Source organism: Yoonia sp. MH D7 (genome assembly GCF_054439475.1).
Window position 1 is genome coordinate 1,760,418 of sequence record NZ_JBTJCF010000001.1, and the last position, 25,746, is coordinate 1,786,163.

The 25,746-nt window shown below is 56.1% G+C and carries 22 protein-coding genes; 13 read left to right on the forward strand and 9 right to left on the reverse strand.

The annotated features are described in order from the left end of the window. Positions 1-12 precede the first annotated feature (12 nt). The 7 genes from ACXLHR_RS08625 to ACXLHR_RS08655 all read left to right on the forward strand — a co-directional run bounded on the left by ACXLHR_RS08625 (position 13) and on the right by ACXLHR_RS08655 (position 7,764). Positions 13-411 carry a MerR family transcriptional regulator gene (locus ACXLHR_RS08625; protein WP_458791058.1) on the forward strand — a complete coding sequence of 133 codons (399 nt, stop codon included), beginning with the start codon at positions 13-15 and terminating at the stop codon, positions 409-411. Between the two features lie 43 nt (positions 412-454). Next, a complete protein-coding gene (locus tag ACXLHR_RS08630) occupies positions 455-2,233 on the forward strand; it encodes an acyl-CoA dehydrogenase C-terminal domain-containing protein (RefSeq protein WP_458791059.1) in 1,779 nt (592 codons plus the stop codon). A gap of 45 nt (positions 2,234-2,278) precedes the next feature. Then, positions 2,279-2,491 carry a hypothetical protein gene (locus ACXLHR_RS08635; RefSeq protein WP_458791060.1) on the forward strand — a complete coding sequence of 71 codons (213 nt, stop codon included), beginning with the start codon at positions 2,279-2,281 and terminating at the stop codon, positions 2,489-2,491. Positions 2,492-2,752: 261 nt separating this feature from the next. After that, positions 2,753-3,388 carry a glutathione S-transferase family protein gene (locus ACXLHR_RS08640; RefSeq protein ID WP_458791061.1) on the forward strand — a complete coding sequence of 212 codons (636 nt, stop codon included), beginning with the start codon at positions 2,753-2,755 and terminating at the stop codon, positions 3,386-3,388. A gap of 12 nt (positions 3,389-3,400) precedes the next feature. Next, positions 3,401-4,612: an acetyl-CoA C-acetyltransferase gene (locus ACXLHR_RS08645; protein ID WP_458791062.1), complete on the forward strand. Its 1,212-nt coding sequence runs from the start codon at positions 3,401-3,403 to the stop codon at positions 4,610-4,612. Beyond that, positions 4,612-5,526 carry a hypothetical protein gene (locus tag ACXLHR_RS08650; protein ID WP_458791063.1) on the forward strand — a complete coding sequence of 305 codons (915 nt, stop codon included), beginning with the start codon at positions 4,612-4,614 and terminating at the stop codon, positions 5,524-5,526. The genes ACXLHR_RS08645 and ACXLHR_RS08650 overlap by 1 nt, the downstream gene beginning before the upstream one ends. Before the next feature lie 39 nt (positions 5,527-5,565). Next, positions 5,566-7,764, forward strand: a complete 2,199-nt coding sequence (locus tag ACXLHR_RS08655) for a 3-hydroxyacyl-CoA dehydrogenase NAD-binding domain-containing protein (protein WP_458791064.1) — start codon at positions 5,566-5,568, stop codon at positions 7,762-7,764. Positions 7,765-8,015: 251 nt separating this feature from the next. On the opposite strand, the gene ACXLHR_RS08660 is transcribed toward ACXLHR_RS08655, so the two are convergent. Continuing rightward, positions 8,016-8,726 (reverse strand): sulfotransferase family 2 domain-containing protein, encoded by a 711-nt coding sequence (locus ACXLHR_RS08660; protein WP_458791065.1) that lies wholly within the window; start codon positions 8,724-8,726, stop codon positions 8,016-8,018. 42 nt (positions 8,727-8,768) lie between these two features. Here ACXLHR_RS08660 and ACXLHR_RS08665 point away from each other — a divergent pair, with 42 nt between their 5' ends. Then, complete coding sequence (locus tag ACXLHR_RS08665) at positions 8,769-10,394, forward strand: AMP-binding protein (protein ID WP_458791066.1); 1,626 nt, start codon at positions 8,769-8,771, stop codon at positions 10,392-10,394. 57 nt (positions 10,395-10,451) lie between these two features. Next, the gene (locus ACXLHR_RS08670) at positions 10,452-11,471 is read left to right on the forward strand and encodes a hypothetical protein (RefSeq protein WP_458791067.1); all 1,020 of its coding nucleotides are present in this window, start codon (positions 10,452-10,454) and stop codon (positions 11,469-11,471) included. Between the two features lie 70 nt (positions 11,472-11,541). Here ACXLHR_RS08670 and ACXLHR_RS08675 read toward each other — a convergent pair whose 3' ends face one another. From ACXLHR_RS08675 to ACXLHR_RS08705, 7 genes are all read right to left on the reverse strand, one after another. Next, on the reverse strand, positions 11,542-13,029 hold the full coding sequence (locus ACXLHR_RS08675) for an SPOR domain-containing protein (RefSeq protein ID WP_458791068.1): 1,488 nt from the start codon (positions 13,027-13,029) through the stop codon (positions 11,542-11,544). A gap of 88 nt (positions 13,030-13,117) precedes the next feature. Then, the gene (gene upp / locus ACXLHR_RS08680) at positions 13,118-13,750 is read right to left on the reverse strand and encodes a uracil phosphoribosyltransferase (RefSeq protein WP_458791069.1); all 633 of its coding nucleotides are present in this window, start codon (positions 13,748-13,750) and stop codon (positions 13,118-13,120) included. Beyond that, positions 13,747-14,736, reverse strand: coding sequence for an adenosine deaminase (locus tag ACXLHR_RS08685; RefSeq protein ID WP_458791070.1), 990 nt, complete (start codon positions 14,734-14,736; stop codon positions 13,747-13,749). The genes upp and ACXLHR_RS08685 overlap by 4 nt, the downstream gene beginning before the upstream one ends. Then, positions 14,733-15,911 carry a phosphopentomutase gene (locus ACXLHR_RS08690; protein WP_458791071.1) on the reverse strand — a complete coding sequence of 393 codons (1,179 nt, stop codon included), beginning with the start codon at positions 15,909-15,911 and terminating at the stop codon, positions 14,733-14,735. The genes ACXLHR_RS08685 and ACXLHR_RS08690 overlap by 4 nt, the downstream gene beginning before the upstream one ends. Next, positions 15,911-17,212: a thymidine phosphorylase gene (locus ACXLHR_RS08695; protein ID WP_458791072.1), complete on the reverse strand. Its 1,302-nt coding sequence runs from the start codon at positions 17,210-17,212 to the stop codon at positions 15,911-15,913. The genes ACXLHR_RS08690 and ACXLHR_RS08695 overlap by 1 nt, the downstream gene beginning before the upstream one ends. Positions 17,213-17,215: 3 nt before the next feature. Then, a complete protein-coding gene (locus tag ACXLHR_RS08700) occupies positions 17,216-17,608 on the reverse strand; it encodes a cytidine deaminase (RefSeq protein ID WP_458791073.1) in 393 nt (130 codons plus the stop codon). A 52-nt stretch (positions 17,609-17,660) separates the two neighbouring features. Then, a complete protein-coding gene (locus tag ACXLHR_RS08705; protein WP_458792508.1) occupies positions 17,661-18,749 on the reverse strand; it encodes a cupin domain-containing protein in 1,089 nt (362 codons plus the stop codon). Positions 18,750-19,092: 343 nt separating this feature from the next. Between ACXLHR_RS08705 and ACXLHR_RS08710 the strand changes: the two genes are divergently transcribed. The 4 genes from ACXLHR_RS08710 to ACXLHR_RS08725 all read left to right on the forward strand — a co-directional run bounded on the left by ACXLHR_RS08710 (position 19,093) and on the right by ACXLHR_RS08725 (position 24,791). Next, a complete protein-coding gene (locus tag ACXLHR_RS08710) occupies positions 19,093-21,372 on the forward strand; it encodes an NADP-dependent malic enzyme (RefSeq protein WP_458791074.1) in 2,280 nt (759 codons plus the stop codon). Next, the gene (locus ACXLHR_RS08715; protein ID WP_458791075.1) at positions 21,369-22,160 is read left to right on the forward strand and encodes a hypothetical protein; all 792 of its coding nucleotides are present in this window, start codon (positions 21,369-21,371) and stop codon (positions 22,158-22,160) included. Before ACXLHR_RS08710 ends, ACXLHR_RS08715 begins: the two co-directional genes overlap by 4 nt. A gap of 415 nt (positions 22,161-22,575) precedes the next feature. Next, a complete protein-coding gene (locus tag ACXLHR_RS08720) occupies positions 22,576-24,468 on the forward strand; it encodes a propionyl-CoA synthetase (RefSeq protein ID WP_458791076.1) in 1,893 nt (630 codons plus the stop codon). 2 nt (positions 24,469-24,470) lie between these two features. Next, the gene (locus ACXLHR_RS08725) at positions 24,471-24,791 is read left to right on the forward strand and encodes a DUF1801 domain-containing protein (protein WP_458791077.1); all 321 of its coding nucleotides are present in this window, start codon (positions 24,471-24,473) and stop codon (positions 24,789-24,791) included. A gap of 26 nt (positions 24,792-24,817) precedes the next feature. On the opposite strand, the gene ACXLHR_RS08730 is transcribed toward ACXLHR_RS08725, so the two are convergent. Next, positions 24,818-25,582 carry an NAD kinase gene (locus ACXLHR_RS08730; protein WP_458791078.1) on the reverse strand — a complete coding sequence of 255 codons (765 nt, stop codon included), beginning with the start codon at positions 25,580-25,582 and terminating at the stop codon, positions 24,818-24,820. Positions 25,583-25,746 lie beyond the last annotated feature (164 nt).

The window sequence follows — 25,746 nt, forward strand, 5'->3', positions numbered from 1 at the left end:
CTGGAAAAGCTGATGACGACCGACACAATGAATATCCGCGATATGTGTGCCGCATTCGATGTGACCCCACGCACCCTGCGGTTCTACGAAGCCAAGGAGCTGTTATTTCCCGTGCGCGATGGCCAGCGGCGTTTGTTCACCAAACGCGACCGTGCCCGCCTCAAGTTAATCCTGCGCGGCAAGCGGTTCGGATTTAGCCTTGAGGAAATCCGCCAGCTTTTAGACCTCTACCACATGGACGACAGCCAAGAGACGCAACTGTCCAAAACATACGAACTAGCCGAAAGCCACCTCGCCGACATGCAGGCCCAAAAGGCCGAGTTGGAAGAAGCGATTGGCGAAATGAAATCACAGATGCAATGGGCAGCAGATCGACTGAAGTCCCTCGCAAAAGACAAATCGGCGGCCTGAAACCGCCAAAAACTTCACGCTCAACCGAAAATGGAGCCACCTGATGCCGATCTATAACGCCCCCGCGAAAGACCTGCAATTTGTCCTGCATGACCTGCTGAAAGTATCGCAGCAAGATATCAAAGGATATGGTGACCTCGACCGTGATTTTACCAGTGCGGTGATTGAAGAAGCGGGCAAGATTGCGACCGATGTGTTGGCACCGCTGAACCAAGTGGGCGATACCGAAGGCTGCGTTTTGGAAAACGGCATTGTGCGCACGCCCACCGGCTTTAAAGCCGCGTTTGACCAAGTCCGCGCAGGTGGGTGGACGTCAATGGATTGCGACGAAGCTTACGGCGGCCAAGGCTTGCCCTATATCATGAGTATCGCAGCGCTAGAGCCGTCGGTCTCTGCGAACATGGCATTTAACATGTATCAGGGCCTAACCCACGGCGCGTATTCTGCGATCAACGTCCACGGCACCGACGCGCAAAAGCAGAAATACCTGCCGAAAATGGTCACATGCGAATGGACCGGCACCATGAACCTGACTGAACCGCATTGCGGCACGGATCTGGGCCTGATGCGCACCAAGGCAGTGCCAAACGGCGACGGCACCTATAAAATTTCCGGCCAAAAGATCTTTATCTCGGCGGGTGATCACGACATGGCGGATAACATCATCCACCTCGTACTGGCAAAAATTCCCGGTGGTCCCGAAGGTATCAAGGGCGTGTCACTCTTTATCGTCCCTAAGATCAAAGTCTCTGATGAGGGTGTTCTGGGGGATACGAACGGCGTGTCCGTGGGCAAAATCGAAGAGAAAATGGGCATCCACGGCAATTCTACTTGCGTAATGAACTACGACGAGGCCGAAGGTGTGCTGCTTGGCGAAGAGCATAAAGGCATGCGCGCCATGTTCGTGATGATGAACGAAGCCCGTTTGGGCGTTGGCCTGCAAGGCTATGCACAGGCCGAAGCCGCCTATCAAAACGCGGTTGCTTATGCCAATGACCGGCTTCAGGGGCGTGCAGTAACGGGTGCCGAAAATCCGGACGGGCCTGCCGATCCGTTGATGGTGCACCCTGATATCCGCCGCAACCTGATGGATCAGAAATCATTTATCGAGGGCGCACGGGCGTTTACGATGTGGGGCGCGTATCTAATCGACCGCGCACACAAGAATAGTGATGCAGAGGCAGATGGGCTCGTGTCTTTGCTGACACCTGTGATCAAAGGGTTCCTGACCGACAAAGGGTTTGAGTATGCGGTTGCAGCGCAACAGGTTTACGGCGGTCATGGCTATATTGAAGAAACCGGCATGTCCCAGTTTGCCCGCGATGCGCGTATTGCGATGATTTACGAGGGCGCGAACGGTGTGCAGGCACTTGACCTTGTGGGTCGGAAACTGTCGCAAGACGGCGGCAAGCATGTCATGGCCTTTTTCGAGATGATCAAGACGTTCATCAAAGAAAACGAAGACAACGCAGCGCTGAAAACCGATTTCCTTGACCCGTTGAAGGCAGCATCCAAGGACCTGCAAGCGGCGGGCATGTATTTCATGCAGAGCGGCGTGAAAAACCCGAACAATGCCTTGGCTGGGTCCTATGACTTTATGCATATGATGGGTCACGTTTGCTTTGGCTTGATGTGGGCGCGTATGGGCAAAGCTGCGATGGACGCACTGGAAGCCGGCGCCGAAGATCGCGCATTCTACGAGACCAAAATCGCAACAGGTCGCTATTATATGGCCCGCCAATTGCCCGCGACGGGCATGCACCTGGCACGGATCAATAGCGGTGCTGATACGGTCATGGCACTGGATGCGGATCAATTTTAAGGGCATGATGGGATTTAACCCATCCAACATTTGAGGACTTAATTCATGCCAAAGCGCCTGCGTCTAACCCGCCGTTTCCCTGTTGCTATGACGGAGGACGGGTATCGCAGGCTCAAGCGCTTTGCTGCAGATAGCGCGTTGGAAGAAGGAGAAGCTTTGTCGTTTTTGTTTGAAAACTTCAATTCCGTGATCAACGAGGACACGTTTGGTCAGCGGCTACGTATGTTTCAAAACGAATTGGAGGCCCGCAAACGTTGAAAAGATGTGTATATGTGGAAAGGCGAGAACAAAGATCTAGCTCCAAAAGAGCTTCCCGCATTTAGGGGCGCAACGTTTGGTAGCAGAGCCTCGCTTTTCACGGCCCCGATGTAAGACTGGAGGGCTCTTGAGCCTGTAGCGCCCTGTAAGTTTGCGACATCGTACTTAAGTAACAGTAAGCGGCGCAGACCTCGGTCTCGCTTTTTAAAATACTAAAAACATCACCCCAGACGGGGTGTCACTTCTGGGAGAATGTCCGACATGACCATGAAATTACATTGCTTTGGCGAAAGCGGTCATTCGTATAAGGCCGCGTTGACGTTGGCATTGGCGGATGAGCCTTGGGAGCCGGTATTTATCGACTTCTTTAACGGCGCCACCCGCACTCCCGCATTCCGCGCCCTTAACGTCATGGGCGAAGCGCCCGTTCTGGAAGACGGCGATCTGATCCTGACCCAATCCGGCGTCATTCAAGATTACATCAGCTCCAAGACCGGCAAGCTCGGTGGCAAATCTGCGGCAGAGCGGCGTGATATCCTGCGCTGGATGTTCTTTGACAACTCCAAAGTTAGCGCCATTGCAGGCCCTTTGCGGTTCCAAATGAACTTCCTGCCCGAAGAAAAACGCAACGCCGACGTGATTGCCTTTCATGTTGCCCGTCTGGCAGGTTCGTTGAAAATCCTGGAAACGCAGCTGTCCGAGACGCCATTCCTTGTTGGCGACGAACTGACAATCGCTGATATCGCCTGCTGCGGCTACCTCTATTATCCCGAGCCGTTCAGTTTTGAGCGCGCCGATTACCCGAAAATTGACCGCTGGCTCGACGCAATCGCAGCCACTCCCGGTTGGAAACTACCCTATGATTTGATGCTCGGCTCGCCCGCCGACCGCGCTTAAAGGAGACCACCCATGTCCGAAGCCTATATTTTCGACGCGATCCGCACCCCGCGTGGCAAAGGCCGCAAAGATGGCAGCCTGCATGAGGTCACTTCGACCCGCCTGTCCGCTGGCATTCTGAACGCCCTCAAATCACGCAATAACCTGCAAGGTCACGCGGTTGAAGACGTGATCTGGGGCAACGTGACCCAAGTCGGCGAGCAAGGCGGCTGTCTGGCACGGACTGCTGTATTGGCCTCTGACCTCGACGAATCCATTCCAGGCTTGGCGATCAACCGCTTCTGCGCTTCGGGCATGGAGGCGGTGAACTTGGCTGCCAACCAAATCAAAGGCGGCGCAGGCGGCGCTTATATCGCAGGCGGCGTCGAGATGATGGGCCGCGTGCCAATGGGTTCTGACGGCGCAGCAATCGCCGTTGATCCGTCGATTGCCATGGACAGCTACTTTGTCCCCCAAGGGATTTCCGCTGACATTATCGCCACCGAATACGGCTTCACCCGCGAACAGGCCGATGCGTTAGCCGTGCAAAGCCAGAAACGCGCGGCAACCGCTTGGGCCGAAGGTCGCTTCTCCAAATCCATCGTGCCAGTCCTCGACATCAATGGCCTGCCAATTTTGGACAACGATGAATACATGCGTCCAACCACGGATATGCAAACTTTGGGCGCGCTGAACCCAGCATTCCAAATGATGGGCGAGGTCATGCCCGGCTTTGATAAAGTGGCGCTGATGAAGTACCCGCACTTAGAGAAGATCAACCACATCCACCACGCAGGCAACTCGTCGGGGATCGTAGACGGCGCCGCTGGCGTGCTGGTTGGGTCCAAGGAATGGGGCGAGGCCATGGGCCTTAAACCACGCGCCGTGATCCGCGCCACCGCAAAAATCGGCACCGATCCGCCAATCATGCTCACCGGTCCTGTCCCCGTCACCGAAAAAATCATGCGCGACAGCGGCATGTCGATTTCTGACATCGATCTGTTTGAAGTGAACGAAGCCTTCGCCTCTGTCGTCTTGCGCTTTATGCAGGCGTTTAACATCGACCAAGACCGCGTCAACGTGAACGGCGGGTCCATTGCGATGGGTCATCCGTTAGGCGCAACGGGTGCGATCATCATCGGCACGCTGCTTGATGAACTGGAACGGACGGGCAAAGGCACAGGCCTCGCCACGCTGTGCATCGCGTCGGGCATGGGTGCGGCAACGATCATCGAGCGCATCTGATGAAACCTGCGGAGTTCGAAGCATTATTGAGCGATATTTCGGCGTGCCTGATCACGCCGGATTTCGACCAATGGGCAGGGCGCGTGAGACTTCCCTTCACGATGGTCACGCAAGCGGGCCCCGTTGTCTCCTTTACTCTTGCAGAACTGTACGAAAACTTCTGTCATTATTTACGCGCAGCGGAAAAAATGTCTCTGGACCTGATCGACCGGACCCCAATTTCATGTGAAACCTGCGATGACGGTTCGGTAATTGCGACCTATCGGACCAAGCTATTGAGCCGTGGCAGACGCATCATTGCACCGTTCAAATCATCGGCCACAGTCTATCTCGTCGACGGGGTTTGGCGCGTGTCCGCGATCATCGGCGCACACGGGCATCACGATATGTCGTGCCACTATCCAATATCAGGCCAGTACCCGAAAATTGCCACCACCCAGAAAACGGACACTTCCAACCCGATTGCGCGCAAAATTGGCAACAACATGCTGAAAGAGACCGGTGCAGCGATCATGACAAAGGATTTCGCACGGTTTGCGAAATCCTTTAGCCTGCCGCATATGTTAACCACCTTTGATGCAAAAGGGATTATCGAAACCGAGGCCGAGTTAGAGCACATATTCGACGCTAATCATGCCTATTTCACTGCGCTAAATGTCACCGATATTGTGCGTGTCTGCACCTCCGCCGACTTTGATGGGCCTGACACCGTGAAAGCCATGCATGTCACGCAGTTGATGTCAGGCACTCAACGCGTCAAAGACCCCTACCCCGCGTTTGCTATCATCACCCGCACGGGGGGCGTTTGGCGCTTCTCCAAAAGCGATTATGCCGTCGGCCAGGACAGCAGCTTGACCAAGGCCTTGAACCAACTCTCACAAAATACACCCCACTCAACAAATGACGCGACCTAGGGCGCCCGCCCTGATGGTCCCGCGATGCAGGAGATGAAGATGACCGATTTTACAATGAAAACCGATACTGACGGTGTTGCCACGATCACATGGGACACAATTGGAAAGTCTATGAACGTGATGAACCAGCAAGGGTTCATTGATCTTGATGCGCTGGTCGACCAGGCATTGGCTGACGATACCATCAAAGGTGTAATCATCACCTCGGGCAAAGAAGGCTCGTTTGCGGGCGGCATGGATCTGAACATCATTGCCAAGATGAAGCAAAGCGCGGGCGACAATCCGGCGCGTGGCTTGATGGACGGCCTGATGGCGAGCCATGCGATACTGCGCAAAATCGAGCGCGCGGGCATGGATCCTAAAACCAACAAAGGCGGCAAGCCGATTGCCTGCGCCATGCAAGGCACCGGCCTTGGTATCGGCTTTGAAATCCCGCTCGCCTGCCACCGGATTTTTGTCGCGGATAATCCGAAAGCCAAAATTGGCCTACCCGAAATTATGGTCGGCATTTTTCCGGGCATGGGCGGCACGACGCGCCTTGTGCGTAAAATGGGCGCAATGAATGCGTCACCGTTCCTGTTGGAAGGAAAACTGTCTGACCCTGGCAAAGCAAAACAAGCAGGTTTGATCGACGAAGTGGTCCCCGCGGCCGAATTGCTTTCCGCGGCCAAAGAATGGGTATTATCAAGCCCGAGCATTGTGAAACCCTGGGACGAAAAGGGCTATAAAATGCCCGGCGGCACGCCGTATCACCCTGCGGGTTTCATGACATTTGTCGGTGCCTCTGCGATGGTTAACGGCAAAACCCAAGGTGCATTTCCAGCGGCCCGCGCCCTGCTGTCGGCAGTCTACGAAGGCGCGTTGGTGCCATTTGACACCGCAATCAAGATCGAAGCGCGCTGGTTCACCAATGTTTTGCTGAATCCATCATCAGAAGCGATGATCCGTTCACTATTTATCAATAAAGAAGCGCTAGAAAAAGGTGCGAACCGCCCGAAAGTAGCTGATCAGAAGGTCAGCAAGGTTGGGGTGATCGGTGCAGGCATGATGGGCGCGGGAATTGCGCTGGTGTCCGCATTGGCTGGCATCGAGGTTGTATTGATCGATGCGAAACAAGAGGCGGCAGATAAGGGAAAATCTTATTCTGCCGACTATATGGACAAAGGGATTTCGCGGAAAAAAGCGCCCCCTGAAAAGAAAGACGCCGTTCTGGCGTTAATCACCGCGACAACGGATTATTCTGCCCTGAAGGGCTGTGATCTGATCGTCGAGGCGGTATTTGAAGACGTTGACGTAAAGGCGGACGTAACAGCCAAGGTGCAAGCCGTGACTGGCCCAGACTGCGTTTTTGCGACCAATACCTCGACACTGCCGATCACCGAATTGGCAAAGGCATCCGTAAATGCCGAAAACTTCATCGGCATCCACTTCTTTAGCCCTGTCGACAAAATGCTCTTGGTGGAAATCATCAAAGGCAAACAAACGGGCGATGTGGCCGTGGCCAAGGCGCTCGATTTCGTGCGCCAAATCCGCAAGACCCCAATCGTGGTGAACGACGAACGGTTCTTCTACGCCAACCGTTGCATCATCCCCTACATCAACGAAGGCATCCGGATGGTCGCCGAAGGTGTCGCGCCAGCACTGATCGAAAACGCGGCAAAACTGTTGGGCTTCCCACTTGGCCCGTTGCAGCTGGTCGATGAAACATCCGTAGATCTGGGCGTGAAAATTGCCAAAGCCACGCGCGCGGCGATGGGCGACGCCTACCCGGATGGCGCCGTGGATGACGTACTATTCTGGATGTTTGACGAAGGCCGCTTGGGTCGCAAATCAAACTCAGGCTTCTATTCTTACGACGACAAAGGCAAACGCCAACTCCTCTGGGACGGTCTTGCCGCCAAATACCCCGTCTCGGACACACAGCCAGACCTGCACACCGTGCAGCACCGTTTGATGTTCGCCCAAGTCTTGGAAGCGGTGCGCGCGTTGGAAGAAAACGTCCTCGAAGACATCCGCGAAGGTGACGTCGGCGCGATCCTCGGCTGGGGCTTTGCACCGTGGTCAGGCGGCCCGTTCAGCTGGCTCGACATCATCGGCACCCCCTACGCCGCTGAACGCTGCGACGAACTGGCTGCCGCTTACGGCGACCGCTTTGCCACTCCTGCACTACTCCGAGAAATGGGCGATAAAGGGCAATCGTTTTACGGACGCTTCGGGCAAGACGCAGCGGCAGCATAGCCCCTGAACTAGGCCGCGACCAAATACCGCCGCGGCCTAATACATTGCGGGCAATGAAATGTCCGGCCGCACACTGACCGTTACCCATAACGCGGCTTTAATTGATGCGACCTCATTTGGTCTGCAAACAGGCAGCACATTTTATCGATAAGAAACGGCAACGGGTGGTCCCGGCGGGCTGGGCGTGCTGTTCTTTAACGCGGGTCTGAGTACGCGGGGCGCCAGCCGTATTCTCGAGGATTAACAGAGACCTACAAAAGGCGGCGGTCTAGACTGGCCCTGTCGGGGTCAAACGCATATTCCGAACGCGCAATATCAACCGCACACAGGTCAGCAACCAATGCCGCGTCAGCGTCACTGTAATACCCGCGCCAATCACGTCTGCGCACCGATTGATTGCGCGGAGAAATAGTAAGCTGAAACCCTAGATGTTGCCAAAGCGACTGTAAGTCAGACTCCAGATGCTCAAGACGAAAGAAATGCGCATCCTCAGTCACATAGCTGCCATAGTCGTTTTTCGCGACACTATATCGGGTTTGCGGCGCATTCAGGAACCCGCTGAAATCATGTGATCTGGCACGGGCGACGGCAGGATGCGCAAAGGACTGCGCCTGCAACCAAATATAATAACTGACCATACGGTCCCACGGATTACGCACCAATGTGAACACAAACATTCCCGCCGGATCAATCACACCAGCCATATCCGCCACCGTGCTATGCTTCCACACCCGTCCGCGCGCCTCGATGCCATTCAACCGCGCTTTGCGTTTTTGCGCCTTAGGCGTGTCCCCAATCAAAATATCATCGCGCATCGCGCGGGTCTCAAGTGCTGCTGCCATCGCCGTGCCACCTGTCTTGGGGATATGTACAAAAATATAATTCCGCCCCGGAGAGATAATCATAAATACCCACTTCATTTGTCCAAGGTGCGATGCCCCATTGATATAAATCTGTGACATATCCTATGGTTGCGAGGCAAGCAAAACCAAGGGAGTGGTGCAATGGGATGGATGGCTGACGAGACGGGTCTGGATAAATGTGCGACCAACTTTGTGCCACTTACGCCGCTCTCACATCTCAACCGTGCCGCCCGCGTTTTCACCGACCGCGACGCGCTGATCTACGGTGATATCAGTCTGACCTACGGGCAATATCACGACCGGATCACCCGCCTCGCCTCGGCCCTGACCAAAGCAGGGATCGTATCGGGCGACGTCGTCGCAACCGTGCTGCCAAATATTCCGGCGCAGTCCGAGGCCAGCTTTGCCGTGCCAGCTTGTGGCGCGATCATCAACTCAATAAACACGCGCCTCGACGTTGATACCGTGGCTTACATTTTGGACCACGGCGAGGCAAAAGCCGCTTTTGTCGACAGCCAGTTCCTGCCCATGTTCATGGAAGCGGTCGCGTTGATGGTCGGCCCCGCCCCCTTGGTCATCGAGGTCCCCGACCATCAGGCAGGGATCAAACACATCGGCGAACAGATTGATTACGAAGACTTTCTCGCAACGGGCGACGCCAGTTTCACATGGATCATGCCCTCAGACGAATGGGAAAGCATCGCACTCAACTACACCTCAGGCACCACAGGGCGCCCTAAAGGCGTGGTTTATTCCCACCGTGGTTCCTACCTCACCACAATGGGCACGCCGATCTCGTGGCAATTGCCGCTCTTTCCGAAATATCTGCAAATCGTCCCACTTTTCCACTGCAACGGCTGGAACCACACATGGATGATCCCCGCTCTGGGCGGCACAGTGGTCTGCTGCCGCGATATCTCTGCCAAGTCGATCTACGCCGCCATCGCCGACCACGGCGTCACGCATTTTGGCGGCGCGCCTATTGTGCTCAACCTGATCGTGAACGCCAAATCCGAAGACAGACGCGCCTTTGACCATACCGTCGAAGTGTTCACCGCAGGCGCACCCCCTGCCCCCGCAACCCTGTCCGCAGTGGGCAAACTGGGCTTTAACGTCACCCAAGTTTACGGGCTTACCGAAACCTACGGCCATGTCACCGAATGTATCTGGGAGGACGCGTGGGGCGCACTCCCCGCCGATGAACGCGCAGCTTTCATGGCACGCCAAGGCGTCGCGCAACCCATGATGGAACATATCACCGTCATGGACCCCGACATGCGCCAAGTCACAATGGACGGTGCCACCCAAGGCGAAATCATGATCCGTGGCAACGTCGTGATGAAAGGCTATTACAAGAACCCCAAAGCCACGGCCAAGGCGTTTTCAGGCGGCTATTTTCACACCGAAGATTTGGCCATTCAACACCCGAACGGCGCAATGCAAATCTCGGACCGCGCCAAAGATATCATCATCTCGGGCGGCGAAAATATCAGCTCTGTTGAGGTCGAAAGCGCCCTGATGAACCACGCGGCTGTCAATCTGTGTGCCGTAGTCGCCAAACCCGACGACAAATGGGGCGAAGTGCCCTGCGCCTTTATCGAACTCAAACAGGGCGCCACCGCCGATGAGGCCGAAATCATCGCCTTCGCCCGGACACGCCTTGCTGGGTTCAAATGCCCCAAACGGGTGGTATTTATGGAACTGCCCAAGACATCCACCGGCAAAATTCAAAAGTTTGAGCTAAGGATGATCGCCAAGGAGCATTAGCACCTACACAAAACCAAAATTGACAGCTAAGCTGGTACAAATAACAAAAGCAGGCACATGACGGCACTCCGTGAATATGAACGGTTAGAAAGCAGCGGAATTTGGCGCAGCGATCGCGACGCGCAACGCCGCGACGTGACTGTGGCCTTTGGCAATGCAACATTGGTGATTTCCGATGGTGCGGGTCGCCCGCTGACACATTGGTCCCTGCCCGCGATTATCCGACTGAACCAGAACGAGCGCCCTGCGGTCTTTTCCCCTGCTGAAGATGCAGAAGAAGCCTTGGAAATCGACGACGATCTTATGATCGGTGCTATTGAAAAAATTCGTAAAACCATTGCCAAGCAACGCCCGCAACGCGGTAAATTGCGCCAGATACTCACCTACGGGTTTCTTGCTGGCACAACGGCGATTGCGATTTTCTGGCTGCCTGATGCACTGACCCGTCAGACGGTGTCGGTCGTGCCAATGGTTAAACGCACCGAGATTGGCGCAACAATTTTAGGCCACGTGCAACGTCTGACAGGTCCACGTTGCCGCAATGCCGATGGTGTTTTGGCCCTTGAGAAGTTGCAAAAACGGCTGTTTGGGGCAGATGCTGCGGGGCAGATCGTGGTCTTGCCACAGCTGGCACAAGGGGCCGTTGTTTTGGCAGGGCAGATCATTCTGCTCGACAAACGTGTCATCGAAAATGCCGACGATCCGGCAGTGCCAGCGGGTTATATTGTGGCCGCAGCGGCAAAACGAGCCACAACCGACCCGCTTGCAGACGTACTGCATGCGGTGGGCTTGGGTAAAACTGTGGGCCTGCTCACGACGGGCGAACTGCCCCCCGAAAGCCTTGCAGAATTCGCCCGCAAATTAACCGAGGCACAACCGTCATTTCTGCCAAGCGCAGCGCTCATCACGGCGTTTGATGCATCGCAAATCCCCACGTCACCCTTTGCCTATGCCCGCGATGCATCGGGTCAGCGGACCGCGTCATTGATCACAGACGACCCCTATGCACAGCGCGACGTGCCCGAAATTTTGGATGATGCTGATTGGGTGCGCCTGCAAGGGATATGCAACGACTGACCGCGCAAGAAAAAGCCCCGCAGATGATGCAGGGCTTATTGACGCATTAGTGTTTTCCGGCGGACACCGCTTAATTGCGCGTATAGGCCTCGCTATAGCCCGCAGTCCGCGCAGTATTCAGCGCAGCGTTAAGCTGTGACGCATTGCCAAACGGGCCTAAGATCACGACCTGATACGCCGTACCACCGACCGACTTAGACCCCAAGCCAACAGGCAAGCCAGCGCGCTGGAATTGTTGACCGACCTGTGCGGCCTGCGCAGCGCTGGCAAGACTTGTGACCTGCACATAACGGTGCGCCGTTGCGGTTTGTGGCGCCATGCTGCGCGATGAAATCCGTGCGCCATCGTTAACGGTCGCGCGCGCCGTCGGCAGCCCACGGTTCGGATTATGACGTCCGTCGTCCCAAACACGTGTATAGCCTTTTGGCGGCGTCAGTATCTGGCGTTGCGAGATGCCAACAGGGTTGGATGCAGGCACAACGGGGGGCTGTAAGAACAAAAACGGCGAAGAGCCAGTCGCAGCAGAATTGCGTGTCATTTGGGTCGAAACCGGCTGAAGCTGTGGACCACAACGCACAGCGGCACCACCAACGCTCAAGATTGCCGAAGGGCAATTTGCAGATGTCTGCTGCGGAATACGAGGGCTCATCGGTGCAACGGGTGCGGTGATACGGCCATTAGCTGCACTTGCTATCGATTGCGTTTGCGGACCGCAGCGCACCTCTTGTCCGGTTTGCGCGTTCTGGTAACGACGCCCTGTTGCACGCATATCGGCACAGACCTGCGCCATCGACATCGTTGGCAAAGTGGGCGACGCGGCAGCAACGATCTGCGCAGGCGTAAGACCACCGCAGTCAATTGTTTGTCCGGTTGTGCTGCTGATATATCCGGCCTGAAGCCCGGAGCGGCCGACACAAAACGCACTGCGCGTGAGTAATGCAGGTGCAGAAACCGCTGGCGCAGGCGCTACACCACCGCAGTTAATTGTCTCGCCCGTTGTACTGCTAACGAATCCGGGCTGCGCACCGGTGCGCCCGACACAAAACGCAGACATGGTTTGACGCGCAGCGGCCTGCGTAACTACAGGCGCAATAACAGGCGGCGCAACGACGGGCGTGATCTGCGGCGAGCGCACAACAGGTGCGGGCGCACTCGCGGCGGGCCTGGTGGTGATGCGCGGCGGCGTTGTCGTCGAAGCTACGGTGCGGATCGGGGCGCGATTTGTGCGCACTGGCGCGGGTGCTGCGGCCACGGTTGGGGCGACAACGGTTGGGGCAACAACGGGGGCGATCACGGCGGGTTCAGGCGCTGCGCGCGCAATCGTCGGCTGGAAACTGCACAACTGGTTGCGCTTGCGGTCGACCCGCGGCACCCAAGTCACGCTACCACCAATCCCCGCACGCACAAATGCGCAGCCCTTGCTGTCGACATATTGGCTATTTGTATAGGATGTCGGCGGAATTTCGGCTGGAATGGCATTGCGCGTTTGCGCCCCCGCAACTTGCCCCGAAAACACAACCGCAACAACTGCTGCACTGATAAAACCACGGTATGACATAGGCGCTCCCACAATAGATTGTGGGACGATGCGTGACAATGACCTTTTTGTAAAGCCATTGTCAGTCAAATCACCGCAAAAACAGCCTCTATTTAGTGCCGAACATCCGGTCACCCGCATCCCCTAGCCCCGGAACAATATATCCAGCCTCATCGATGTGACTATCCACTGCTGCGGTGACGATCGGCACATCAGGATGAGCCTCCTTCATGCGCGCAATTCCTTCGGGCGAAGCAAGCAAACACAAGAACAGGATGTTTTTCGCCCCTGCATCCTTCAGCAAATCAATTGCAGCAACCGACGAATTGCCTGTCGCCAACATCGGATCAACTGCAATGACTAAACGATCCTCCAACTCGGTCGGCACCTTGAAATAATACTGCACAGGTTGCAGCGTTTCCTCGTCGCGGTACAACCCGACAAAGCCAACACGCGCCGAGGGGATCAACTCCAAAATACCGTCCAGCAACCCATTGCCCGCACGCAAAATCGACACCAAGGCCAGCTTTTTACCATCAATCACCGGTGCATCCATTGGCTGCATTGGTGTTTCGATCCTGCGGGTTGTCATCGGCAAACCGCGCGTGACCTCATAAGCCAAAAGCTGGCTAATCTCGCGCAACAATTGACGGAACAACGCCGTCGACGTGTCCTTATCGCGCATCAGCGTCAGTTTATGTTGCACTAGCGGATGGGTTACATGGGTCAAGTGGTCGGTCATTGGGCAGGCTCCAGTTTCTTAGATATCTTCATACGGGTCGCGTCGTCACAATATGCGGCCTTCAAGGCCGTCTGGTTCAACACGGCAAAATCATCAGGACCCCAGCCAAACGTCTTGGCCAACATCTCGTATTCGTAGGTCATTGTAGTATGGAAAAACGGCGGATCGTCAGTCGACACAGTAATCGCCACACCCGCATCGCGCAACTTGGCAATCGGATGACTTTCCCAATCAGGCACCGCGCCCAGCACCACATTCGATCCGGGACAGACTTCCAACACGATGCTTTTCTCGACAATTTCTGCCATCAGTTTCGGGTCCTGCACGGCATTAATCCCATGCCCGATACGGCTCACGCCCAAATCACGGATTGTATCGGCCACCATATCAGGCCCGCCCCATTCGCCCGCGTGACAGGTCAACTCCAACCCCGCCTCACGCGCCATGTCAAAACTATAAGCATAGTCCTTGGGCCGCCCGACCATCTCTGCACCCGCCATGCCAAACCCAACAATAAAATCGCCTTTGGTCTCAGCCGCACAGCGCGCCGCTGTCTTGGCCTGATCAGGCCCGAAATGACGAATAGCGGTCACAATCCCGCGCAACGTAATTCCCATATCGCGCTCAGCCTCATAAGCAGCGCGGGTAATCGCATCCAGATATTCACGCCACGGGCCTACCTCGCCGCCGCCACAGAAGTCAGGCGACACAAAAGTTTCCGCGTAAACCACACCATGTTTGGCCGTCTCTTCCAACACAGCCAAGGTCAGTCGGTAAAATTCTTCAGGGCCCGTCAACGGCTGACACGCCGCCTCGTAAACACTTAGAAACTCTTCGAAGCCCTGATAGGCATAATCACCATTCTCGTCAAAAATCCGCGAGATATCGATGTTCTTTTCCTTCGCCAATCCAGCGATGAATTTGGGCGGTGCGGCCCCTTCAAAATGCAAATGCAATTCGACCTTTGGAATGTTCTGAAACGTCATAGAAAGCTGTGTCCTTTACCAGAATACGCAATGTTCAGATGGGCCGCCACTGACGCGGCCACATCCACAAAAGCCACGTGACCAAGTTGTTTTACCCCAATCCCATGTACCAGTACAGGCACCCTTTCGCGAGTATGATCCGTGCCAATCCACGTGGGATCATTGCCGTGATCCGCCGTGACGATCAGTAAATCATCCCCGCGCAATCGCGGTAAAATACGCCCCAACTCGCCGTCAAACCACTGCAAATGCCCCGCATAGCCAGTGACATCGCGCCGGTGCCCGAACTCGCTATCGAACTCGACAAAATTAGCAAAGACAAACGCACCGTCTGCGGCCTCATCCACCAGATCACCCAAATGTCCCATCAGGGCAACATCACGCCCCTTGCGCACATCATCAATGCCCCGCATTGAAAAAATATCACCAATCTTTCCAATGGCATGCACAGAATGTCCCGCCCGATGCACCACATCACAAATGGTGTCCGAGGGCGGCGCAATCGCAAAATCACGCCGATACTCGGTGCGCTCGAACCCCGCCTCGACACTGCCCACAAACGGGCGGGCAATCACACGACCCACCTTCATTGCGTGCAACGTGGGCGCCAAATCCGCACATAACGTCATCAAGCGCTCGCGACCAAACACCTCTTCATGCGCCGCAATCTGCAACACAGAATCCGCCGAAGTATAACAAATCGGCCAGCCATTTTGTAGATGCGCCGGCCCCTCAGCGTCCAAAACCTCCGTGCCAGACGCATGGCGATTTGCCAAAATCCCCTCAGTCCCCGCCAACTCGCAAATCAGCGCCGTCAACTCTTGCGAAAACGCGGGCTCGGCCTTTGGAAAGGTATGCCACTCCCACGGAACGGGCACCCCCGCCAATTCCCAATGCCCCGACGGCGTGTCCTTGCCGTTGGACACTTCCGTCGCCGCACCCCACGCGCCCGTCGGTGTGGCATTCAAACCGGGGGCCGCCAAACCAGAGGCCAACCGCACAGCCGCCCCCAACCCCAAGCCGTCGAGCGTCGGCACATGCAATCCAACGGTCCGCGCAATATGCCCGACTGTATTCGCGCCCGTATCAGGCACATCGCCGTTATAGAAACCGGCAGCATCAGGCGCGCCGCCAATACCCACACTGTCAATCACAACCAAGAACACACGCGCCATCACGATATCCTTTGGCGGATCAACGGCTTTAACACCGGTTTTTCACCAATTGTGATCGCTGCCAACACCGCCTGCGCCGCGACTTCCGCGTCTGCTTCGGTCGCCGCGTGGATCGTGCAAAGGGGTTGGTTTTGCGCCACCTTCGCGCCCAGCGGGATCATATTCGACAACCCAACCGCTGAATTAATCCTGTCGGTCTCGACCCGCCGACCGCCACCCAAATTGACCACTGCAAGGCCCAAAGCCTCACCATCAATCGCGGTAATATAGCCCGCCTTCAGCGCACCAACCTCCCCCTCAACGCGGGCTTTGGGCAAATGCGTGCGCCAGTCGTCGGCCATATCAGGCGGTCCGCCCATCAAGGCAATCATCTGCGCAAAACGCGTCATCGCGCCCCCCGAAGCCATCGCCTCGCGCAGTTTATCCGCGGCTTTGTCCTCATCCTGACCGTGCAACGCTAACACCCTCGCGCCCAAAGCCACCGTCAACTCATGCAAACGCGGCGCCGCTGCCACATTGCCCGACAACACCTCCATGCAGACCGCAACCTCCAAAGCATTGCCCAGCGCAGGCGCCAACGGCTCGTCCATATCCGTGACCAACGCCGCCGTGCGGCACCCCGCCCCATTCGCCACGTCAACCAATGCTCGCGCGAGTGCCACCGCTTCAGCCTCGGTTTTCATAAACGCGCCAGAGCCAACTTTCACATCTAAAACCAGCCCTTGCAGACCCGCTGCCAACTTCTTTGACAGAATAGACGCCGTAATAAGGTCAATACTGTCCACCGTCCCCGTCACATCGCGCACCGCATAAAGCCGCTTGTCGGCAGGCGCAATTTTCCCCGATGCCCCCACAATCGCACAGCCGGTCTTGCGCAAAATCTGGCGCAACTTTGCAGGTGTCACATCGGTTTTCACGCCCGGAATGGCCTCTAGTTTATCCAGCGTCCCGCCGGTATGCCCCAACCCGCGCCCCGAAATCATCGGCACAAAAACACCACAGGCCGCCAAAGCAGGGGCGAGCAAAAGCGACACAGGATCACCCACACCACCTGTCGAGTGCTTGTCCAAAACAGGCCCGTCAAAGTCCCACTGTAACACATCGCCACTATCACGCATCCCACAGGTCAACGCGATCCGCCCCGCGTCCGACAGCCCGTTCAAACAGACCGCCATCGCAAAAGCCCCCGCCTGCGCGTCCGACACAGCACCCGTCGCTAACCCGTTGGTAAACCATGCCAGCTCAACATCGCTTGGCGTTTCTTCACGCCGGATCTTGGCAATGATCGCGCGCGCATCCATCCCTTAAACGCGGCTCATCTGATCGGCACCAAAGCCAGCAGGCAGCAAAGCCTTGATCGTCGTTTCCAACACCAGCCCGTCCACCGTATGCATCGTCACCATCACATCCCCATCCGCAAATTCGGCAATCTTCTGGCGACACCCACCGCAAGGGCTCACAGGCGTCGGGCTATCGGCAATCACCGCGACCTCGGCAATCTTGGTATCACCCGCCGCAATCATCGCGGCAATCGCGCCCGCCTCGGCACATGTGCCCTCTGGATAGGCTACATTTTCAACATTGCACCCCACATGAACCGCGCCGGATGTCGACCGCAGGGCCGCCCCAACCTTGAACTTTGAATACGGGGCATAGGCATTTTCGCGCACAGCGCGAGCGGCATTTAACAAGGTCATTGATCACTCCTGAGTTGGGCCAAGTTTGACCGTTTGGTCAGTTTAATGCAAGTCAGCCTTCAGTGGCAAATACACCCGGCAACGACACTTCTAGCAATTCCAGATCGGCACTGGCCTGCGCATAGCGCGTCAACATCTGCGGCGGGATCACAAAAGCATCACCCGCAGTCAGCTGATACGGTTCCTTGCCCTCGCCTTCCAACATCATCGTCCCCTCCAGCACAAAGGTAAAATGAATATCCGCATCATGCTTCGCCCAAACAGGGTCGCCCTGCCCGCGCCGCACCACCTGCACCCCCGCAACCGCTTTGGTATTTGCGGCAATCGTCGTATCCCGCGCCTCAAATCCCGCTAAACGAAACGGTTCCCACGCGGCCTTGGCCCCTTCATTAAACACAAACTTCTGCCCCTGCCATTCGCGGTCTGGGTGCAAATCAGGCGTCGGCAACTGCATCACATGGTCAATCTCGGTAATATGCTCGGCAGGCACCCCGATTTCGATGACCTCGATCCCTTCTGATGCCTCCAAAACACGATGCCTGATCTCGGGCGGCTGGATAAAACAATCACCCGCCGTCAGGCGGATCGGCGGCCCCTGATCCTCATAAACCACATCAACCCAACCACGATAACAATAGATTAGCTGAAACCCGACACGGTGAAAATGCACCATATCCGGCACAGGCCCACCGTCAGGGATCCGGATGTGACTGGCAATAATTGACCCGCCCAAACGGTTCGGGATCAAATCACGATAATGCATTCCCGCACGGCCAATTACCCAAGGTGCCTGATCCGCTAAGCGTTTGACAACAAATGCATGGTCAGTTTCCGGCATGACCAGCGGCGGGTTCAACGGCTCCACAACAATCTGTGTGCCACCGGGCGACACCAGCGCCGTTTGACCCTGCGCAAAATCAGGATCATCCGTACAAATGCACAAATCCCCCGCCGCGCCAACCATCTGCGCCATTAATCGCACACGTAGCCCATGCCCCGAAACCACCGCCACCTGCGGGTCATCAGCGGGATAAATCATATCCATCCGCATCGCCAAAATCTTGGTGAAAAACCCGATATCACCACGCAAATCCGTCGTCGCCAAGCGCACTTCGGCGCGCATCTCGCTCTCTAATGTCATCTGCTGCCCATCCGCGTGATATCCTTGCTCGTTGCCTCGAAACCAGATTGAATGGTGAACAGGATTGTTATCGGCGTCAAGCAACGCAAACACAGTGCCCCGCAACGACGCAGGCCTTAACGAAATGATCCGACTGACCGGCAGTTTCCAATGTAAACAGATCGTCCCCGCGGCCTGTGTGGTGCAAAACACCGCGCCGTCACAAACGCCGTTCAAAAATAACGCGACCCCATACTCAAAATTTGCAAGACACTGCCATCCGTGTTTATTGATAGCATTCGACACACCACCAAAAAATATACTAATAGTTTAACATTAAACTATAATGACCGGAGAGAGCAAAATGGCTGACGATATCCGCGACAGCGCAACACAAGCGGCACTTGATTACCACCAACTCCCTAAACCCGGAAAACTGGAAATTCGTGCAACAAAACCTCTGGCGAACGGGCGCGACCTCTCGCTTGCCTACTCCCCAGGCGTCGCCGATGCCTGCTTGGAAATCAAAGCCGACCCTGCCACCGCACGCGACTATACCATTCGCGGCAACTTGGTCGGCGTTGTGACCAACGGGACTGCGGTTCTGGGCCTTGGCAACATCGGCGCACTGGCTTCAAAACCGGTAATGGAGGGCAAAGCGGTCCTCTTCAAAAAATTCGCAAACATCGACTGTTTTGATATCGAACTCAACGAGTCCGACCCCGTGAAACTCGCCGAAATCGTTTGCAGCCTCGAACCAACATTCGGCGCAATCAATCTCGAAGACATCAAAGCCCCCGATTGCTTTATCGTGGAGAAAATTTGCCGCGAACGCATGAATATCCCTGTGTTCCATGACGATCAACACGGCACCGCCATTGTTGTGGGTGCCGCAGCCACCAACGCCCTGCGCGTGGCTGGCAAGAAATTCGAAGACATCAAAATCGTCTCCACAGGCGGCGGTGCGGCGGGCATCGCCTGTTTGAACATGTTGCTCAAACTTGGGGTGAAACGCGAAAACGTGTGGCTATGTGATATCGAGGGCCTCGTCTATAATGGCCGCGAAAAGGACATGACCCCGCAAAAAGCCGATTACGCGCAAGGCACCACTGCGGCGACCCTTAGCGATGTGATCGACGGCGCGGACCTGTTCCTTGGCCTCTCCGGCCCCGGCGTTTTAAAACCCGACATGGTCGCTAAAATGACCGACATCCCGATCATCTTTGCCCTTGCCAACCCGAGCCCCGAGATCGATCCGGAGGCCGCGCGCGCCGTGAACCCGCGCGCGATCATCGCCACCGGCCGTTCGGATTTTCCAAACCAAGTCAACAACGTGCTGTGCTTCCCGTTCATCTTCCGGGGCGCGCTCGACGTCGGTGCTACCGATATCAACGACGAGATGAAAATTGCCTGCGTCGAAGGCATCGCCGAACTCGCGCGCATGACGACCAGCGCCGAAGCCGCCGCCGCCTACTCTGGCGAAAAACTCACATTTGGTGTCGACTACCTGATCCCGAAACCCTTTGATCCACGCCTGATGGGCGTCGTCGCAGGCGCCGTTGCAAAAGCCGCAATCGAGACAGGCGTCGCCACCCGCCCCATCGCCGACCTCGAAGCCTATAAGACAAAGCTCGACGGCTCGGTCTTTAAATCCGCTATGATCATGCGCCCCGTCTTTGAGGCCGCACGCAAAGCCGAACGCAATATCGTGTTCTCCGAAGGCGAGGACGAGCGCGTCTTGCGCGCCGCCCAAGCGATCATCGAAGAAACCACCGACCAACCGATCCTGATTGGCCGTCCCGACGTCATTGAGCGGCGCTGCGAGCGCGCGGGTCTGAAAATCCGTCCCAATATCGATTTCCAAATCGTGAACCCCGAAAACGATCCGCGCTATTTCGACTACTGGAACACCTACCACGACATCATGGCCCGCAAAGGCGTGACCCCCGATCTGGCCAAGGCAATCATGCGCACCAACACCACTGCAATCGGCGCGGTAATGGTGCAACGCGGCGAGGCCGACAGTCTGATCTGCGGCACATTCGGCCAATTTCTGTGGCACCTGAACTACGTCAGCCAGATTCTCGGCACCGAAACCCTACGCCCTACCGCCGCCCTTTCGTTGATGATTCTCGAAGACGGCCCGCTGTTCATCGCCGATACCCAAGTAAACCCCGAACCGACGCCTGCGCAAATCGCCGAGACTGTCATCGGGGCTGCGCGTCACGTGCGCCGCTTTGGCCTCAGCCCGAAAATCGCGCTCTGTTCGCATAGCCAGTTTGGCAACCTCGACTGCGACACAGGCCGCCGGATGCGCAGCGCGATGCAAATCCTCGACAGCCAACCGCGTGATTTCGACTACGAGGGCGAAATGCACGTCGACGCAGCCCTCGACGTCGAACTGCGCAGACGGATATTTCCCAATGCCCACCTGCCCGGCCCCGCAAACGTCTTGATCTTTGCCAATACCGACGCAGCGTCTGGCGTGCGCAACATCCTGAAAATGAAAGGCGGCGGGTTGGAAGTCGGGCCAATCCTGATGGGCATGGGCAACCGCGCCCATATCGTCACACCGTCAATCACCGCGCGCGGGCTGCTGAACATGTGCGCCCTCGCAGGCACACCTGTGGCGCATTACGGATGATCACGCCCGTCATTCTCTGCTTCAAATGGGGCACAGGATATTCGTGCAAATACACGAATATCCTGTTTCGCGCACTCACCGCCACCATGTCCGGCCCGTTCCGCTTTGTCTGCATGACAGACGACGCAACAGGGCTGGCAGAGGGAATAGAAACCATCGGGTTTCCGCCTTTCGCCATGGCCAAAAGCGACTGGCACAAAGGCATGTGGCCTAAGGTCTGCGCCTTTGCGCCGGGTCTGTTCGAGACAGGCACGCCCGTTCTGATGATGGACGTCGACGTGGTGATTGTGAAAGACATCCAGCCGTTCTTCGACACTCTCGCGCGCGACGGCGGCCTGCATATCATGCGCGAAATCCCCGACACCCTGCCGCGCCTGCTACCCAAACTTTTCGGCAAGCCGCTCTTGTCCAATTCGTCCGTCGTGGGCTTTGTCGCTGGTACCCAGAGCCACCTCTACGAAATGGCCGCGCATAAATCTTACGACGAGATCCGTAGCATCGGCAACGATCAAAACCTCATCCACCGCAACGCCACCGACATGCACCACTGGCCCACAGGCTGGGTCGAAAGCTTCAAGAAAAGTCTGGTGTTTCACTTCCCCGTAAACCTGATCCGCGGCGTGCCGCGTCCGACTGGCTACATCGTGATTTTCCACGGGACACCAAACCCGCAAGACGTGATCGGTGCAAATTTCAAACGCTGGGGCACGCCTGAAAAATTCGGTTTCTTTCCGATAAAATGGGTCAAATCCTACTGGCAAACCCACGCACGCGACACAGACACTTAAAAAAACGGGATGGTCTATGGGGACCGTCCCGTCCCTTTTATACGTTGAAATCCGACAATTTCGACGCAATTTCTATTTTTTGACAGGTGCCTTTACAAGCGTCGCGGGCATCGCTGCCAATGGCGCAGGCTGGCGTTTCTTTTTGAGCGGTTTACCGTTTTTATCCAAGATAATGTACTCCAAATGAGCAGAGGCGGCATGATGTCGTCCTGTAAATTCGAGACTACCCGCAATCCTGTCGGTTGCAATCTAAATTTCCGAATATTATAAAAATGTGCGAACGAGCATAATATTATTATCAAGCCGACATTCTGTTGATTAATTTACAAAAGATTCCCGTTAGCGCCGCAACCACGCTTGTCCGTGCAGATCCCGCTCCCTATCCTTCGCCTAAATAGTCTCTGGGAGGATAACGATGCGCTATTCAGACGTTTATAAAAGCTGGCAAGATAACCCCGAGGGGTTCTGGATGGCGCAAGCGCAAGCAATCGCATGGGATAAAGCCCCCTCCAAAGCTCTATTCGACGACAACGCCCCGCTCTTTGAATGGTACAAGGATGCGCAGGTCAACACGTGCTATAACGCTGTGGACCGGCACGTCGCAGCGGGGCGCGGCGACCAAACGGCCATCATCTACGACAGTCCAATCACAGGGCGCAAATCCAAAACCAGCTACGCCGAACTTTTGGTGCAGGTCGCCTCACTCGCAGGCGTATTGCGCGACAAAGGCATCACATCTGGGGACCGCGTCGTTATCTATATGCCAATGGTTGCAGAGGCGCTGGTGGCCATGCTTGCCTGCGCAAGAATAGGCGCGATCCACTCCGTAGTCTTTGGTGGATTTGCAGCGCATGAACTCGCTGTGCGGATCGACGACTTTACCCCCAAGGCAATATTGGCAGCCTCTTGCGGGCTAGAACCCAACCGCATCGTCGCCTACAAACCGCTGCTTGATGACGCAATTTCACAATCCATCCATAAGCCTGATTTCACGGTAATCCTGCAACGCGAGGGTTGTGCCGCCGATATGAAAGACGGCTATGATTTCGATTGGCACACCTCCCAAAAAGAAGTCAAACCCGCCGATTGCGTCCCTGTTTCCGGCGACCACCCCGCCTATATTTTGTACACCTCAGGCACCACAGGCGCACCAAAAGGCGTCGTTCGCGCCACCGCAGGCCACCTTGTCGCGCTGAACTGGAGCATGAAAGCGGTCTATAATATCGACCAAGGCGATGTCTTCTGGGCCGCCTCCGATGTGGGCTGGGTCGTGGGTCATTCCTACATCTGCTACGGCCCCCTCATCGCAGGAGCCACAACAATCGTATTTGAAGGCAAGCCCATCGGCCCCCCCGACGCAGGCACCTTCTGGCGCGTCATCGAAGAACACAACGTGCGCTCTTTCCTCACCGCCCCCACCGCCTTCCGCGCGATCAAGCGCGAAGATCCTAAGGGCGAAGAGATCAAAAAATACGACATTTCCTGCCTGCGCGCGCTTTACCTCGCTGGCGAACGCGCCGACCCCGATACAATTAAATGGGCGCAAAACATCATGGGTGTCCCAGTCTACGACCATTGGTGGCAAACAGAATCCGGCTATCCAATGGTGGCAAACCCTACAGGCATCGAAGCCCTGCCCGTCAAAATCGGCAGCCCCACCGTAGCTATGCCGGGCTATGACATCCACATCCTCGATGAAGCAGGCCACGAAGTCCCCGCCAACACACTTGGCGCCATCGCAATCAAACTGCCCTTGCCCCCCGGCACCTTGCCAACGCTCTGGAACGCCGAAGACAGGTTTATCAAATCCTACCTGTCCCACTTTCCGGGCTACTACGAAACAGGCGACGCAGGGATGATCGACGACGACGGCTATCTCTATATCATGGCGCGCACCGACGACGTGATCAACGTGGCAGGCCACCGCCTGTCCACAGGCGGCATGGAAGAAGTCCTCGCCGCCCACCCTGACGTCGCCGAATGTGCGGTCATTGGCGTGACCGACGAACTGAAAGGACAATTGCCGCTCGGCTTTGTCTGCACCAACAAAGGCACGACAAAATCCGACGACGACATCAAAGCCGAATGCATCAAACTGGTACGCGACCAAATCGGCCCCGTCGCCGCCTTCAAATTGGTCACAGTTGTGGACCGACTACCCAAAACCCGCTCTGGCAAAATCCTGCGTGCGACAATGGTCAAAATCGCCGATTGCGAAGCCTTCAAAATGCCCGCGACCATCGATGATCCCGCAATTCTGGACGAGATCAAAGCCGCACTTCAACCAATGGGCTACGCAAAGGATTAATCGTGGATAACGCCGCCGACATCGTCACCACCGTTAAAAATATCGTGCGTGATATTGCACCATCCGTGCGGTTCGTACGCAAATATGGCGGTGAGGTCTTTTGCACCGAACCTGATAACGACAAGGTCTTTGTCGGCGGAATCTTCGAGAACAAAGCACATGTTTCGCTGGAATTTTCCGAAGGCGCCTCGCTTAAAGATCCGTCAGGACACCTTGAAGGCACGGGAAAACATCGCCGCCACCTGAAATTTCGTAGCCTAAGCGATATCGTGGACAAAGACACAAAATCCCTACTTGCACGCGCGTTCGCACTATACATTTAAGTAACACGTGCTTTCGCACGATAAACTCAAGTAAACTGTTCGCTGATCAACCGCTCTTCCAACCCGTGGCCCGGATCAAACAGAATCCGGTGCTGCACGTTCGGCTCTGACCTGATCTCGACACTCGACACATTGCGTACCGATTTGCCATCAGCGTCTGCCATGACCGGGCGCTTGGCCGGATCAATCACGTCGAAACGGACAACAGCCCCCTTGGGCAACAAGGCACCACGCCAACGGCGCGGGCGAAACGCAGCCACCGCTGTCAGCGCCAAAACATCCGACCCGATCGGTAAAATCGGACCATGCGCGGAATAATTATAGGCAGTAGAGCCCGCTGGCGTAGCAACCAATGCACCGTCACAGACCAGCTCGCGCATCCGCTGCTTGCCATCTACCGTTATGCGCAGCTTAGCGGCTTGCGGACCTTGGCGCAGCAGGCTGACCTCGTTAATCGCCAGTGTATCATGCATCGTACCATCGACACATAACGCGGTCATCGCGAGCGGGTTCAACACCTCTTCAACCGCCTCGTCCAGACGCGCGGCCAGATCCTCCGCGTGAAACTCGTTCATTAAGAACCCGACTGTGCCACGGTTCATCCCATACACAGGAATTCCCAGATTTCGGGTCGCATGCAGCGTGTCTAGCATAAACCCGTCCCCCCCCAAGGCCACGATGACATTCGCCTCGTCCATCGCAACATTGCCGTGCTTGGCAGACAGGTCGGCGTAAGCTGCCTGTGCAAGCGGCACAGGGCTGGCGGTAAAGGCAATCTTGGGGCGCGGCATAAACAGAATTCCTTTATCGGTTCCCCATGTGTCACAAGATCACGCGTGAAACGCAAGGCGCGGATCGGAAACAAATCCGGCAGTCAATGGCGGGCATATCTACGCCTCAGTCGTTTTGGTGCTTTAGGACAGGGCAACCATAAGGTATGAAAGCGCAACGCAAT